Below are 13586 nucleotides of genomic sequence, written 5' to 3' on the forward strand. Positions count from 1 at the left end.
TTCTCTTTTTCATTTCAATTTTTTCAGTGCAATTACTTGTTATAGATAACTTTTGCATTTGCAATATCATCGTCTAGACTAGACATGTCAGCAAAATATCTATTGTTGTTATTGAAAATTCTGTTAGGCTTTTCTCCAACAATAATGTATTCAACATCTAGACTTGGCGCGTTAAGTACCACTTGATCTTGTCTGCGAATGGTTTTACCTTCAAGGTCAGTTCCATTGTCTTCAAGAGTTGAGATGACATACAACTTGTTATTGGTAGCTCTTACTTCTTGGATTTCAAGATCTTGATCTGTACCAGCAATTTCTGCTTCTACAGTAAGAGTTCTTTCCATCTTATCTCCAGGCATGTCAACATCTAATACGGGAACTTCTACTTGCTCTTCTTCCATCACAACTACCAGTTTAGGGACTTCAACAGTTCTTGTAGTAGTGGTTACGTCAACGTCCATCCAATCAACATCATATTCTGGAAGTTCACCTGCTTCTGCTTCAACATCTACATCAACTTCTGGCAATTCACCGCCATCTGTTTTTTTGATGTCACAGCTTGTTAATATTGCAATAAGAGCGAATATGGATAATAATTTAATCTTCATAATTTTTAGTTTTTTAGTTTATAATAGTGGTTAAATGTTTTTAATCGGATTACCTCGAGGTCACGATAAATGCGTGTATCACTCCAGGTATAAAGAATATCAACGTCAAGATTAAATTGATAATAAAATCTTTACCGAATCCTTTTGCCAGGCCTACACCTAGTGGCGGAATAAAAATGTTCAAAATGATGGTTAGTAAACTCATAGTTTTAGTTTTTGATTGTAATTCAAAACTAGAACTATAGTCTCCTTGAGGTCGTTAACTAAACCCCAATTAAGTAGGAATTAACTTATTAATTAGGATTAAATACCTGTAAATGAAGAAGGTGTGATGACTCTTAATTCTTCCTTAATGGATTCGTTTACATCCAGATCCTCTATAAATTGAGCCATACTGGTGGCGGTAATCTTTTCATTAGTCCTTGTCAATTGCTTTAATGCTTCATAAGGATTAGGATAGGCCTCGCGTCTCAAAATTGTCTGAACCGCCTCTGCAACTACGGCCCAGTTGTTATCAAGATCTTGGGCAATTTTATCAGAATTCAAAAGCAATTTATCCAATCCTTTAGCGGTCGCCTTAAAAGCGATAATCGTATGGGCAATGGGCACACCAACATTACGTAATACCGTAGAATCTGTCAGATCACGTTGTAACCTAGATACAGGAAGCTTTGCCGATAAGTGTTCAAATATGGCATTTGCAATACCTAAATTACCTTCACTATTTTCAAAATCGATAGGGTTGACCTTATGTGGCATAGCACTGGATCCTATTTCACCAGCTTTAATTTTTTGCTTGAAATAGTCCATGGATATATAGGTCCAGATGTCCCTATCTAAATCTATCAATATGGTGTTAATACGTTTCATGGCGTCAAAAAGCGAAGCCATAAAGTCGTAGTGCTCAATCTGCGTGGTGGGAAAACTATGTTTTAGTCCTAATCTGTTTTCCACAAAATCAGATCCAAAGGCTTTCCAGTCCACTTGGGGAAACGCTACATGATGCGCATTGTAATTTCCTGTAGCGCCACCAAATTTTGCTGCATTGGGTATATTCTTAAGCGTGGATAATTGCTCTTTTAACCTGACGACAAATACGTCAAACTCTTTTCCTAATCGTGTAGGTGATGCAGGTTGTCCATGAGTACGCGCCAGCAATGGTATGTCCTTCCATTCATTTACAAGGACTTCCAGTTGAGAAATAAGAGCTTCCAATTCTGGAATGTAAACCTCTTGAACTGCTTCTTTAATAGATAGAGGTATAGCGGTATTGTTGATGTCCTGAGAGGTAAGTCCAAAGTGGATAAATTCTTTGTGAGCCACCAGATCCATGAGATCAAATTTTTTCTTTAAGAAATATTCGACTGCCTTGACATCATGGTTGGTCGTCTTTTCTATAAACTTGATTTCCTGCGCGTCCTCTTCCGTGAAGTTGCGATAAAGATCGCATAAGAGTGATTTAGTTTCTTCCTTGAACGGTTGCAGTTGGGCGATTCCGCTTTCGCTTAAAGCGATAAAATATTCAACCTCAATAAGCACTCTATACTTGATAAGTGCCGCTTCTGAAAAGTAGTCTGACAGCGCTGCGACTTTAGTATGATAACGACCATCAATAGGTGAAATAGCTTGTAAGGACATAGTAGATCTTTAAAGCTCGCAAAAATAAGATTTTAAGAGCGATTCAGCACTGTAGATGTGCCGGTTAAGCCTGTTTTTGCCAGCTTAATTTGGTTAGGATCTCACGACCGCAACTGCGATAGCCTTTATTTTCTGGATCCATGATCAGCCGCTCAATAAAAACGGGTAGTTGATGTGGGATCAAATCAAACTCATTGCGCATGAGATACAGGCTTCTCGTAGCATACATCAAGTTTGCAGATCTGCCGCTATCATTGATCAACGCGTCAAACGATGCTCTGACTAATTGTTCTTTCATTTCTTGAGTGATCAATTGTTTTACCTCGTGATCACGTGGCCCATAATAGGACTTGAGAACTTCAAAACCTATTTTAAGCAAACATCTCATACCACTCACATTGACTTGAGTGGTGTAAAGACTAAATATCTTCTCCATGTGTGGATAACAGGTTTCAGGAAAAAGATAGTAAGCCTGTTCCAGACACCAGCATGCCTTGTGGGAAACGGGCGATGAAGGATGGCAATAGGCAATAAGATCCTCGATGGCACCTTCCTGAACGAACTTAGTCGCAAGGCGCACACGTGATTCCTTGTACGGGTATAAATCTGCTAATTGCTCTTTGAGAATAGGTACTTTCAATGTGTTCATGTGTTAGTTAGAGATAGGTGAATCATGTCACAAGCCTTGCGTACACCAGTGCTTGCATTTTCTTCTATCACGGTTAAGTTACCATTACTTTTAAGATTAGGTCGTGGATCTATCAAATAGATAGGTGTTTCTTGTGGAGCATAGTGCATCAAACCTGCCGCAGGATATACCTGTAGGGACGTGCCTACAATGATTACCGCATCGGCTTGAGCCGTGAGTTCGATCGCGGTTTCCATGGCGGGAACTTCCTCGCCAAACCACACGATATGTGGCCTCATTTGGGAACCCTCTGGACAAGAATCTGCTACAGTGATGTCGTCCGTCCAGTCCACAATGTAGCTGGGATTTGAGGTGCTGCGCGCCTTGAGCAGCTCGCCATGCAAATGCAGTACATTGGTGGATCCAGCACGTTCATGAAGGTCATCCACATTTTGCGTGATCACGTGTACTTCATAATTGCGCTCGAGTGCCGCAATACAATAATGAGCCTCATTGGGCTCGACCGTATGAAGTTGCGCTCTACGCTGGTTGTAGAAATCCAAAACTAAAGAAGGATTGTTCTCAAAACCTTGTGGCGATGCAACTTCCATCACGTCGTGTCCTTCCCATAGTCCATCAGCATCCCTAAAGGTGGCGATACCACTTTCTGCACTGACACCTGCGCCAGATAAGATGATGATTTTTTTCATGACTGGATCTTAATAGCTTCTATAACCACAGGACCGCGACCAGCGATACTGGTAAAAAAAAGGTAGTTGGTCTCGTGTTCTGTAAAATTAAATATAGTGCGTATTTTTTTTACGCTTTCGCGAAAGTTTCTCGTCACAACAGCATGCGCACCTTTCCCAAATTGACGTTTGATCACCTTAGGCTTGTAGTCCTGCACGCTCAAAACTTCAAAAGATCGCCCTGGAAATTTTATTATTTCGTCATGCGTAAACAAATGCGCATCCTGATCAATTTTTGAAACCTGAAATTGAGCGCTCAACTCGGCAAAAGCTTGCGACTTCATAATCGCAGCGTTGGGTTCATACAGATACTTTTGTAATGCTCCCAATTCAATAGGAGTATCTTGATCTAGCATGTACTTAAAATTGGGTTGGTCAGTCGCTAGGTTGACTGCCGTCACTTGAGTCTTCGTGCTGTTTCTATTCAAGATCCAGAGCAGTTCCTTCACCTCATTTTTTACAGCTACAATATGGATTTGAGATACATGTGCAAGTTGTCTCATCCCAGCAGTGATATCCAGCATAGGCGAGGTTTTAATCATGATAGTTGCACCTCTTTCAAACAGCAAATTTTGATGCTTAGTAACATCTGGTTCATAGTCTGCCAATAAAATCGCCTTGTTCGTGGCCGCCGTTTTTCTGCTGGGATCCAGATAGATGAGGTCAAATGTTTGATCTGTAGATGTGAGGAAAGAAATCCCATCGCCTTGGTGGCTTTCAATTCCTGAATTTAGAGCTTTAAAATTATGGCTGGCTATTTCTTGAAGCGTTGGGTCGAGTTCTATATGGATGGTTTTGGAGTACGCTTTCGCGAAAGCGATATCATCTATTCCCATGCCGCCAGTGAGATCAATCATGCTGTTGCCCTTGATGATGCTGGCTTTATAGACCGCCGTTTCCCAACTACTGGTTTGCTCAAGATTGACCTTAGGCGGATAGATCACCTGGTCATTTTCAAAAAGTATTGGGAATTTAGAATGGGCTTTTTGAAGGCCGATGAGCTGTTCTGCCAACTCTTTATTATCGATCTCAAAAGGATGTGAGCGCAGCAAAAACACCGCTGCATTCTCATGCAAATGCTGCAGCAGATAGGCTCTCACCTGCGGTTGCAACAATTGATGATTCATTAGGTTTTACAGATTTTGCGTTAGCTTCTTAACGATTTTGTACTCGCTCAAAAATTCTTTGGAAATGACCTTGATCGCCGTGTAGGTAGGTATGGCAAGCACCAGTCCTATGATCCCAAACAGTAATCCAGCAATCAGAATAATGATAAAAATCTCCAATGGATGCGATTTCACAGACTTTCCAAAGATTAAAGGCTGGTTTAAGAAATTATCGATCATCTGAATAATACCGTAACCTATGCTCACCACAATAAGTTGCGGTAGAATGATTTCTGTAAAGTTGGCCCCAAGGTTGTCACTTATGACAAATGCACTCATTAAAAAGTAGCCTATAGCTGGTCCTAAATACGGAATCAAATTGAGCAGCGCACAGAAAAAGGCGATGATCAAGGCATTTTCAGTTCCTAATGACAGGAGCAAAATCCCATAGAGAACAAAAATGATCAGGATTTGGAAAATCAGTCCTATGAAATATCTAGAAAGGAGTTGCTTGATTTTAGTAAAAGCTCTTAAAAACTGGCCTTCATTACCTTTTTTAGAGAATACCAAAACTCCTTCTAGAAGTAATCGACTGTCTTTCAAGAGGAAAAAGGAAATAAATAGAATGGAGAATAATCCAATTAACAAGCTTCCCAAAGTACCAAACAAACCATTGACAAACTGCGGTATCAAGTCCATGGTCAGGTTTTCCCTAACAAATTCAAGGTTTTGAATGCGTTCCAGAACATTCACCTTACTGATTCCAAAATAATCACTAATCTGAGTGTTGAGTACTTCCAGATTGTCTTTGACTTCTTCGATATCAATTTTGGAAATATTCTCACCTTGCTCTGCAATTACAGGAATGATCATCAATATCGCGCCGACGATGACTGAAAATAGAATAATCAAAGTGACGATAACGGCTAGAGTATTGGGAAAATTAAGTCTATCTCTTAAGAACAAAACAATAGGTCGCCCGACTAGAGATAGCACCGCCGCAAACCCTATGTAGAACAAAACCGACTGGATTTCCCAAAGAAACCAAGCGAGCAGGAATACACCAGCAATAATAAGTAGTGCTCTTAGTAATCCAAAAGCGATGGCTCGCGAGGTAGCTCTTGTACCCATAAATAGTTAGTTAGTAAATACGTACTTGATGATGTTGGCACCCATGTCGAGCGCTTTTTGTCTCACTTCTTCTAGATCGTTGTGGACTTCTGGACTTTCCCAACCGTCACCTAAATCGCTCTCAAAAGTAAATAAAAGAACTAACCTATTTTCATGAAATATTCCCATCGCCTGTGGGCGGTTTCCATCGTGTTCATGAATCTTAGGCAAACCCTGTGGGAAATTCTTATAGCTACTAAAAATTGGATGATTAGCAGAAAGCTCGGTCAATTGCTTGTCAGGAAACAATCGGACCAGCTCCTTTTCAAGGTATGGTTTCATCCCATAATTGTCATCAATATGGAGAAATCCACCGCTCAAAAGGTAATTCCTCAAATTTTCAATCTGCTCTTGACTGAAGACAACATTACCATGCCCGGTCATGTGAATAAAAGGATATTGAAAAATATCAATGCTTTGTGCTTCAACTGTTTTTACGTCATTAGAGAAAGTAGTTCCTAGGTTTTTATTACAAAAGGATACCAGATTAGGTAATGCAGTAGGATTAGAATACCAGTCACCACCACCATCATATTTAAGCACCGCAACTTCTTGGGCAAAAAAAGTGCTAGTCCCTAAAAATGAGATAATTAATGTAAAGCAAAACGTTTTCATGTGCTCAATGTTAATTTAAGGTTAATTATTTTTAACAAAATCATAAATAATAAACACTTTATTTATTAGTTTTAAAATTATAACGCATGAAAACTCTCGATATGGTATTTAGACCCATTATAAGAATCACTTTTCCAATCCTTAGTTTATTTATAGCCTTCTCTATGTTAGCATTTCAACATAACAACAGAGAAGAACAAAGTAATGAAAAACAAATCCAAAACGGCGTGAACGTCGTGGAATTGTTTACTTCTCAAGGTTGCAGTAGCTGTCCACCTGCAGATGCGTTATTATCTGAAGTTAAGGATGACGAGAACGTGATTGCTCTTTCTTATCATGTGGATTATTGGAACTATCTGGGATGGAAAGATCCGTATTCTAAAAAGGAGTATTCCGCATACCAGCGTGATTATGCCACAGAGCTTAATTCTGGAGTCTATACGCCACAAATGGTGGTTAATGGCAACAAAGAGTTTGTTGGCTCAAGAGAAAAAACATTAAAAAACTCACTCATCAATAAATCAAACGTAACTGCGCTACCAGCGCCCATTGTCACTAAAAAGAATACCTCGGTTGATTTTTCCTATGCATTGAATGAAGTCAAGGATTTTGATAGAGCTTATGCTTTATTGCTTATTGATGACGAGACTACCGCTGTCGCGAAAGGTGAAAATGCCAGAAAGCAATTGAGAAATACAAACGTGGTGATCCAGCGCATGGCTATTGATAAAAACACACCTAACGGAACACAATCATTCCAAATAGAAACCAATTCTAAAACAGATTACAAAGTCGCAATCATCGTGCAAGACAAAGATCTTGAAATTCTAGCAGCAGGAATTTCTATTACTGGATAAGCGCATTGAACAAACTTGCGACATGAATTCCTGCCGTTTCTGTTCTTAGCCTGGTATGACCTAGATGTACTGGAGAAAATTGATGTTCCAAGGCGTTTTCTATTTCATCAGGAGTGAAATCACCTTCCGGACCTATTAGAATCAGCGTGTCTTTATTTTCATCCAATAACTCTGTGATGTTTCTTTTATTAGTTTCCTCACAGTGAGCAATGAGTTTGAGGTTTTCACTGGCAGTTTCCAGAAATTCGTGGAAAGGCGTCAATGGATTTAGCTTTGGTTTATGCAACCGTAATGATTGTTGCATGGCGCTGACAATAATTTTTTCAAATCGTTCTTCCTTGATGTTTCTGCGCTCACTATTGCTGCACAATAGTGGTGTGATGGTCGTGATGCCTAATTCGGTTGACTTTTCCAGGAACCACTCCATGCGGTCATTCATCTTCGTAGGAGCGATAGCGATATGAAGTTGAGGTTTTTTGGTTGCTTCAAACTTCAAATGATTTAACTGGAGCTGACACTTATTACTGGTAAGTTGAACAATGGTAGCTTCAAATAAATCACCTTTACCGTTAGTGACATGAATGTTGTCTCCTATTTTTTTACGCAACACTTTAGTGATGTGTCGCGTATCTTCTTTTTCAAGAGATAGAATCTCATCTGTGGCATCAGGCTGTGAAAAGTAGAATAACTGCATGGTTACATCGGGATTCTTGCTTGAGTAATGATGTCCAGCGATGAAAAATCATCTTGTAGATATTTGTAGTATCCAGAAATACCTATCATAGCTGCATTGTCCGTGGTATATTCAAATGGCGGTATAAATACTTTCCATCCTTTTTCTTGTTTGGAAAGCAGGCGTTCACGCACACCAGAGTTGGCACTCACGCCACCACCTATGGCAACAGACTTGATTCCTGTTTGTTTGACCGCTTTATTCAATTTTTGAAACAGAATCTCGATAATAGTGTATTGTATGCTGGCACAAATATCTTCCAGATTGTTTTGGATAAAATCTGGATCTTTCTGTGTTTGCTTTTGGACAAAATAGAGCACACTGGTCTTAAAGCCACTGAAGCTATAGTCCAGACCAGGAGCTTTAGGTATAGGGAACTTAAAGGCGTCGTGATTACCCTTTCGCGCAAGCGAATCTATTATAGGTCCAGCAGGATAACCTAGTCCAAGAATTTTTCCCGATTTATCAAATGCCTCACCTACGGCATCATCCATCGTACTTCCTATGACTTCCATATCGTGATAGTCCTTCACCTTCACAATTTGAGTATGCCCACCACTAATGGTGAGTCCCAAAAATGGAAATCTTGGCATTTCCTGACCATGGTCAATAAAATGGGCCAGAATATGCGCCTGCATGTGATGAACTTCAATTAATGGAATCTGCAGTGCTAGAGAGAGACTCTTTGCAAAACTACCGCCCACAAGTAGACTGCCCATTAGTCCAGGACCTCTGGTAAAAGCTATGGCTGACAGTTGCTTTTTGTCGATATTTGCTTGTGCTAGAGCAGCATGGACGACGGGTATAATGCTAGATTGGTGGGCGCGAGAAGCCAACTCTGGTACCACACCACCATATTGTTCATGTATTTTTTGACCTGCAATAACATTGGATAAAACTTGATTGTTTTTAAGCACAGCGCATGAAGTATCATCACATGATGATTCTATCGCTAGAATGAAACAATTATCGTGTTTAGAGGATGGTATGGGCATAGAAATTGGTAATCTTTGCAAAAGTAATTGATCTATTATTAAAAAGCTTTTTAAAATACTGGGAAGAACGCTGCTGGCACTGATAGCGCTATTTGTCATCTTGGTGATTGCTTTTTCTTTTCCATCTGTACAGACCGCTACCGCTCATTACTTGACGGATTATCTCAATGACACCTATGATGTGGACATTGCCATTGAAAAGGTAGCCATCACGTACGATGGTGATGTCAATTTAGGAAGTTCCCGCGCGCTGGACCATCATCAAGATACCATCATATCATTTCAAAGCTTAAGTAGTTCCATACTAAGCTTTTCTGAATTGGTCTCCAACGCACCTGTGCTGGGTAATGTAAAGATCGATAAGTTCTATCTCAACATGAAGCGCTATGAAGGTGAAGAAAGCGACAACCTCAATATATTCCTTAAAAAATTTGCCAGCGATCAAGCAAGTACGCAGCCTTTTACATTATCAACAGGCGAGATCCAACTCACTGATGCACGCATCAGAATTACTGACGAAGAGGCAAATCACCCAGAGATATTCTTTGCTGATAATCTCAACTTGAACGCTGACAATTTTAGGATAGACGGCGATGAACTTTTTGCAGATATCACAAAGGGTAATTTTATAATGTATAACGGTGCCGTTAGTGAAAATAATGGTGGTGAAGGTTTTACCATTAAAGATCTTGTGGCAGATTTCTATTATTCTCCTACCCAAATTAAAGCGCAGGATCTTTATATTGAAACCTTAGGTTCATATCTAAAGGGCGATTTGCAATTTGATTATGAGCCTGGTGACTTTTCAGATTTTGTAGATAAGGTACGTTGGGATTTCAAAATTCAAGAAGCCAGTCTTGCAACTAATGAGTTGGATATTTTTTACGATGAGTTCGTCAGTAATGAAAGTATTGATTTAGAGGGAAATATTCTGGGAACGCTCAATGACTTCACGGTTACAGATCTCAAAATGACCGCCTTAAACGATTTGAGTGTTGACGGTACGATGTCTATGCGCAATCTTGTTAGGGATGTGGATCAATTCTATATTGAAGGTGATTTTAACCAATTACAGGTAAGCAACACCGATTTAAAAAAACTGCTTCCCAATATCTTAGGGACCCAACTACCTGCTGAACTTAATCAATTAGGTACCGTGAATGCCAATGGATATGCTAGTGTGGACCAAAACACTGTGGTTTCAAAATTGTCAGGAAGTACCCGTCTAGGAAATTTTGGCACAGACTTGCGACTGACTGAAATTCGGTCAGAACGCATCGGCTACAACGGTAACATAAAAACCAGCGGATTTAATCTAGGTAGCATCACAAAAACAAAAGACCTAGGTAGGATAAGCCTTGACTTAAATGTAGATGGTCGTGGTTTTGATCCAGATAACGCAAGGTTAAGTTTAAATGGGAATATTGGTAGACTAAGCTTTAAAGGGTACAACTACCGAAACATCAAAGTCAATGGTGATTTGCGCAAACCGGTATTTAATGGGACCGTCAAGATCAATGATCCCAATCTGCAATTGGAATTTGACGGACTGGTTGATATTACTGAAGAAATTAATTCCTACGATTTTAAAGCCTCCATCGCCTACGCAGATTTGAGAGCGACCAACATCTTCACTCGTGATAGCATGGCAATATTGAAAGGCGATGTGGTAATTGACATGAACGGTACTGATATCAATGACGTCGCGGGAACCATTAATTTCACTGATGCCAGCTATCAAAACGACAACGACACCTACTTTTTTGAGGATTTTATCATCGAGAGTACCTTCATAGAACAAGAACGCTTGATTACCATAAACAGCACCGACATTATTGAAGGCGAGGTAAGAGGACAGTTCAAGATAGAAGAGATTCCAGAGCTTTTCAAAAATGCGATTGGTAACGTTTACATCAATTACAAATCTGATAAAATTACCCAGGATCAATATCTTGATTATGAATTCAAGATCTATGATAAAATTGTAGATCTGTTCTTTCCTGATATCGCTCTAGGCGAAAACACAATCATCAAAGGCCAAGTTGCAAGTAACGAGGCTCAATTTAGGCTCACCTTTAGAACACCTAGGATCAAAGCTTACGATGTAGATCTGAAACAAGTGAATGTTCAGGTGAATAACCAAAACCCGTTATTCAACACCTATATAAAAATTGATGACATCGATAATGGTTTTTATAATGTCAAAGACTTTCAACTAATCAATGTCACACGTCAGGATACCTTACTCTTCAGAACTGAGTTCACGAGTGAAGAACAGTCAGACGATAAATACAATCTAAGTTTTTACCACACAATAAACGATGAGAATAAATCGGTCGTAGGTATACGCCGTAGTGACCTTAGATATCAAGGTAAGAAATGGGTAATAAATCCCAGCGCAGAAGATGTCAAACTAGTTTTTGATAACAACTTCCAAACCTTCAAACTCGATACACTTAGAGCACAACACCTTAACGAGAGAATCACTGTCGCAGGTATGATTGACGGCAAGGATTCTAAGGATGTGAACCTCAAATTTGATGGTGTGCGCATTGCTAGTCTAACTAAACCCATTGACAGTCTCAAGATGCGAGGCCGTATTGACGGTGAGCTCAAACTTGAACAGATTGATGGTAACTACGCTCCATCAAGCAATTTTACCATCAGTAACTTTGAGGTAAATAATACTCCACTAGGCGATTTTGATATGCTGGTCAAGGGTAATGAAGATCTAAGTGTTTACAATGTAAACGCTCAACTTAAGGATGATGTTCAACGTACGTTTACCGTGGACGGTTCCATCAATACTGGTGGTGATTATTCTACACTTGATCTTAGTGCTAATTTCAATGAATTCAATTTAGTGGCTTTAAGTCCGCTAGGTGGGATCGTTATCGATAATATAAGAGGTCTGGCCACAGGAAACGCAAGGGTACAAGGCAGACTGACCGAGCCCGAAATATCCGGACAAATAGTACTCAACAATGCAGGACTGCAGGTGCCATACCTTAATACAGATTTTGATTTTGAGGATAAGGCCACGGTTGATATTACCAGCACTAGCTTTGATTTTGGAGAAATCCAATTAACCGACACTAAATACAACACCTCTGGACTTTTAAAAGGACAGATCAACCATAAGAATTTTGGTTTTTGGGAATTGGATTTAGCACTAGAATCCGACCGTCTCTTAGTACTCGACACAGAACTCACTGAAGAATCTCTTTATTACGGTACAGCTTTCATAGACGGTAGTGCTACCATCACTGGACCTACAGATGAATTGTTCATCGATGTAGTTGCGACCACAGGTGAAGGAACGATTTTTAAAATACCTATCGACGATGGTGAATCGCTAGGCGATACCTCTGCCATTTATTTTCTAAGTCCTGAAGAGAAGGAAGCTAGATTATCTGGCGAGGAAACTGAAATTAAAGAAGTATCGGGATTGGAGTTACGATTTGACCTAGAAGTAACGCCTACAGCGACAGTTGAAATCACAGTTGATCCCACAAACGGTAGTTATCTGCGAGGTAGTGGTTATGGCAACCTTTTATTGGAAATCAACACCAATGGTAAATTCGTCATGAACGGTGATTTTATCGCTACTGAAGGTATTTATAACTTCAAATACGCAGGATTGGTAAACAAGGAGTTTGTCATAGAACCTGGAGGTACAGTCGACTGGAATGGTGACCCTACAAATGCCAATATTGATGTAAGTGCTTCATACCTCACAAGAGCAAACCCATCCGTGTTATTGGACAATCCTAATCTTAATGCACAAATACCGGTCAAGGTTGTTACGAGCCTTGAAGGAGACCTAAGCTTCTTTGATCCAGAATTTGAGATTGTTTTTCCTAATGTGAGTTCTGTGGTAAAATCAGAGTTGCAATATCGACTGGAAGATAAAGCAGAAAGACAACGACAAGCCTTGTCGCTAATCGCAACAGGGTCCTTTTATAATCCTAATAGTATAGCGCAAAATGCTGCCACCGGTAACTTAATAGAAAGTCTATCTGGAATCGTGAATGACATCGTGAGTAGTGGCGATAGTCGTTTGGATTTTGGTGTGACCTATGAGGCAACAGAGCGTAATCCTAACTCTGATATCCAGCGATCAGACCGTTTTGGAATTACATTAACCACACAAATAAGCGATCGGGTTTTCATCAACGGTAAATTGGGAGTTCCTGTAGGTAGCACCACGGCCACAGAACGTGCCGTGATTGGTAATGTAGAAATTGAATTTTTATTGAATCAGACCGGTACGCTTACCTTAAAAATATTTAACCGCGAAAATGCCTTGCAGCAAATAGGACAGCAAGAAGGTTACGATCAGGGATTAGGTCTAGAGTATAGTATAGATTTTGACAGCTTGAATGAGTTGTATGAAAAGGTGTTCTCTAAAACCATTTCTAAAAAACCTGCCTTAAGAAAATCACAGTCTTTAGAAGAATTCAATACTGGGATCAATCCAGAGTAATAAG

Annotated in this window: 12 protein-coding genes; 2 read left to right on the plus strand and 10 right to left on the minus strand. The window is 39.8% G+C overall.

Annotated elements, in window-relative coordinates; translation table 11 throughout:
- Positions 1-32: 32 nt before the first annotated feature.
- From AAU57_RS07985 to AAU57_RS08020, 8 genes are all read right to left on the minus strand, one after another.
- A complete protein-coding gene (locus tag AAU57_RS07985; protein WP_055412408.1) occupies positions 33-605 on the minus strand; it encodes a hypothetical protein in 573 nt (190 codons plus the stop codon).
- A 49-nt stretch (positions 606-654) separates the two neighbouring features.
- On the minus strand, positions 655-810 hold the full coding sequence (locus AAU57_RS07990; RefSeq protein ID WP_055412409.1) for a YqaE/Pmp3 family membrane protein: 156 nt from the start codon (positions 808-810) through the stop codon (positions 655-657).
- 98 nt (positions 811-908) lie between these two features.
- A complete protein-coding gene (purB, locus tag AAU57_RS07995; protein WP_055412410.1) occupies positions 909-2243 on the minus strand; it encodes an adenylosuccinate lyase in 1335 nt (444 codons plus the stop codon).
- Positions 2244-2307: 64 nt separating this feature from the next.
- Positions 2308-2892 (minus strand): hypothetical protein, encoded by a 585-nt coding sequence (locus tag AAU57_RS08000; protein ID WP_055412411.1) that lies wholly within the window; start codon positions 2890-2892, stop codon positions 2308-2310.
- Positions 2889-3581 carry an SIR2 family NAD-dependent protein deacylase gene (locus AAU57_RS08005; RefSeq protein ID WP_055412412.1) on the minus strand — a complete coding sequence of 231 codons (693 nt, stop codon included), beginning with the start codon at positions 3579-3581 and terminating at the stop codon, positions 2889-2891. Before AAU57_RS08005 ends, AAU57_RS08000 begins: the two co-directional genes overlap by 4 nt.
- Entirely contained in the window at positions 3578-4747 is a 1170-nt protein-coding gene (locus tag AAU57_RS08010) for a THUMP-like domain-containing protein (RefSeq protein WP_055412413.1), read from the minus strand. The genes AAU57_RS08005 and AAU57_RS08010 overlap by 4 nt, the downstream gene beginning before the upstream one ends.
- A gap of 6 nt (positions 4748-4753) precedes the next feature.
- A complete protein-coding gene (locus tag AAU57_RS08015; protein WP_055412414.1) occupies positions 4754-5857 on the minus strand; it encodes an AI-2E family transporter in 1104 nt (367 codons plus the stop codon).
- A gap of 6 nt (positions 5858-5863) precedes the next feature.
- Positions 5864-6511 (minus strand): DUF4159 domain-containing protein, encoded by a 648-nt coding sequence (locus AAU57_RS08020; RefSeq protein WP_055412415.1) that lies wholly within the window; start codon positions 6509-6511, stop codon positions 5864-5866.
- Positions 6512-6597: 86 nt separating this feature from the next.
- Between AAU57_RS08020 and AAU57_RS08025 the strand changes: the two genes are divergently transcribed.
- Positions 6598-7368: a DUF1223 domain-containing protein gene (locus AAU57_RS08025; protein WP_082438577.1), complete on the plus strand. Its 771-nt coding sequence runs from the start codon at positions 6598-6600 to the stop codon at positions 7366-7368.
- On the opposite strand, the gene AAU57_RS08030 is transcribed toward AAU57_RS08025, so the two are convergent.
- Positions 7358-8062 carry a 16S rRNA (uracil(1498)-N(3))-methyltransferase gene (locus tag AAU57_RS08030; protein ID WP_055412417.1) on the minus strand — a complete coding sequence of 235 codons (705 nt, stop codon included), beginning with the start codon at positions 8060-8062 and terminating at the stop codon, positions 7358-7360. The genes AAU57_RS08025 and AAU57_RS08030 overlap by 11 nt on opposite strands.
- 2 nt (positions 8063-8064) lie before the next feature.
- Positions 8065-9096 (minus strand): tRNA (adenosine(37)-N6)-threonylcarbamoyltransferase complex transferase subunit TsaD, encoded by a 1032-nt coding sequence (gene tsaD, locus AAU57_RS08035; protein ID WP_055412418.1) that lies wholly within the window; start codon positions 9094-9096, stop codon positions 8065-8067.
- Between the two features lie 103 nt (positions 9097-9199).
- Here tsaD and AAU57_RS08040 point away from each other — a divergent pair, with 103 nt between their 5' ends.
- A complete protein-coding gene (locus AAU57_RS08040; protein ID WP_231717787.1) occupies positions 9200-13582 on the plus strand; it encodes a translocation/assembly module TamB domain-containing protein in 4383 nt (1460 codons plus the stop codon).
- The last annotated feature ends 4 nt before the right edge of the window (positions 13583-13586 follow it).

This window comes from Nonlabens sp. YIK11, from assembly GCF_001413925.1.
Classification (GTDB): domain Bacteria; phylum Bacteroidota; class Bacteroidia; order Flavobacteriales; family Flavobacteriaceae; genus Nonlabens.

What these genes read in the sequence shown, in the direction of transcription:
- purB (WP_055412410.1), bottom strand. Translation starts at nt 2,243, where the DNA reads ATGTCCTTACAAGCTATTTCACCTATTGATGGTCGTTATCATACTAAA.
- AAU57_RS07985 (WP_055412408.1), bottom strand. Translation starts at nt 605, where the DNA reads ATGAAGATTAAATTATTATCCATATTCGCTCTTATTGCAATATTAACA.
- AAU57_RS08005 (WP_055412412.1), bottom strand. Translation starts at nt 3,581, where the DNA reads ATGAAAAAAATCATCATCTTATCTGGCGCAGGTGTCAGTGCAGAAAGT.
- AAU57_RS08000 (WP_055412411.1), bottom strand. Translation starts at nt 2,892, where the DNA reads ATGAACACATTGAAAGTACCTATTCTCAAAGAGCAATTAGCAGATTTA.
- AAU57_RS07990 (WP_055412409.1), bottom strand. Translation starts at nt 810, where the DNA reads ATGAGTTTACTAACCATCATTTTGAACATTTTTATTCCGCCACTAGGT.
- AAU57_RS08025 (WP_082438577.1), top strand. Translation starts at nt 6,598, where the DNA reads ATGAAAACTCTCGATATGGTATTTAGACCCATTATAAGAATCACTTTT.
- AAU57_RS08030 (WP_055412417.1), bottom strand. Translation starts at nt 8,062, where the DNA reads ATGCAGTTATTCTACTTTTCACAGCCTGATGCCACAGATGAGATTCTA.
- AAU57_RS08020 (WP_055412415.1), bottom strand. Translation starts at nt 6,511, where the DNA reads ATGAAAACGTTTTGCTTTACATTAATTATCTCATTTTTAGGGACTAGC.
- AAU57_RS08010 (WP_055412413.1), bottom strand. Translation starts at nt 4,747, where the DNA reads ATGAATCATCAATTGTTGCAACCGCAGGTGAGAGCCTATCTGCTGCAG.
- AAU57_RS08015 (WP_055412414.1), bottom strand. Translation starts at nt 5,857, where the DNA reads ATGGGTACAAGAGCTACCTCGCGAGCCATCGCTTTTGGATTACTAAGA.
- tsaD (WP_055412418.1), bottom strand. Translation starts at nt 9,096, where the DNA reads ATGCCCATACCATCCTCTAAACACGATAATTGTTTCATTCTAGCGATA.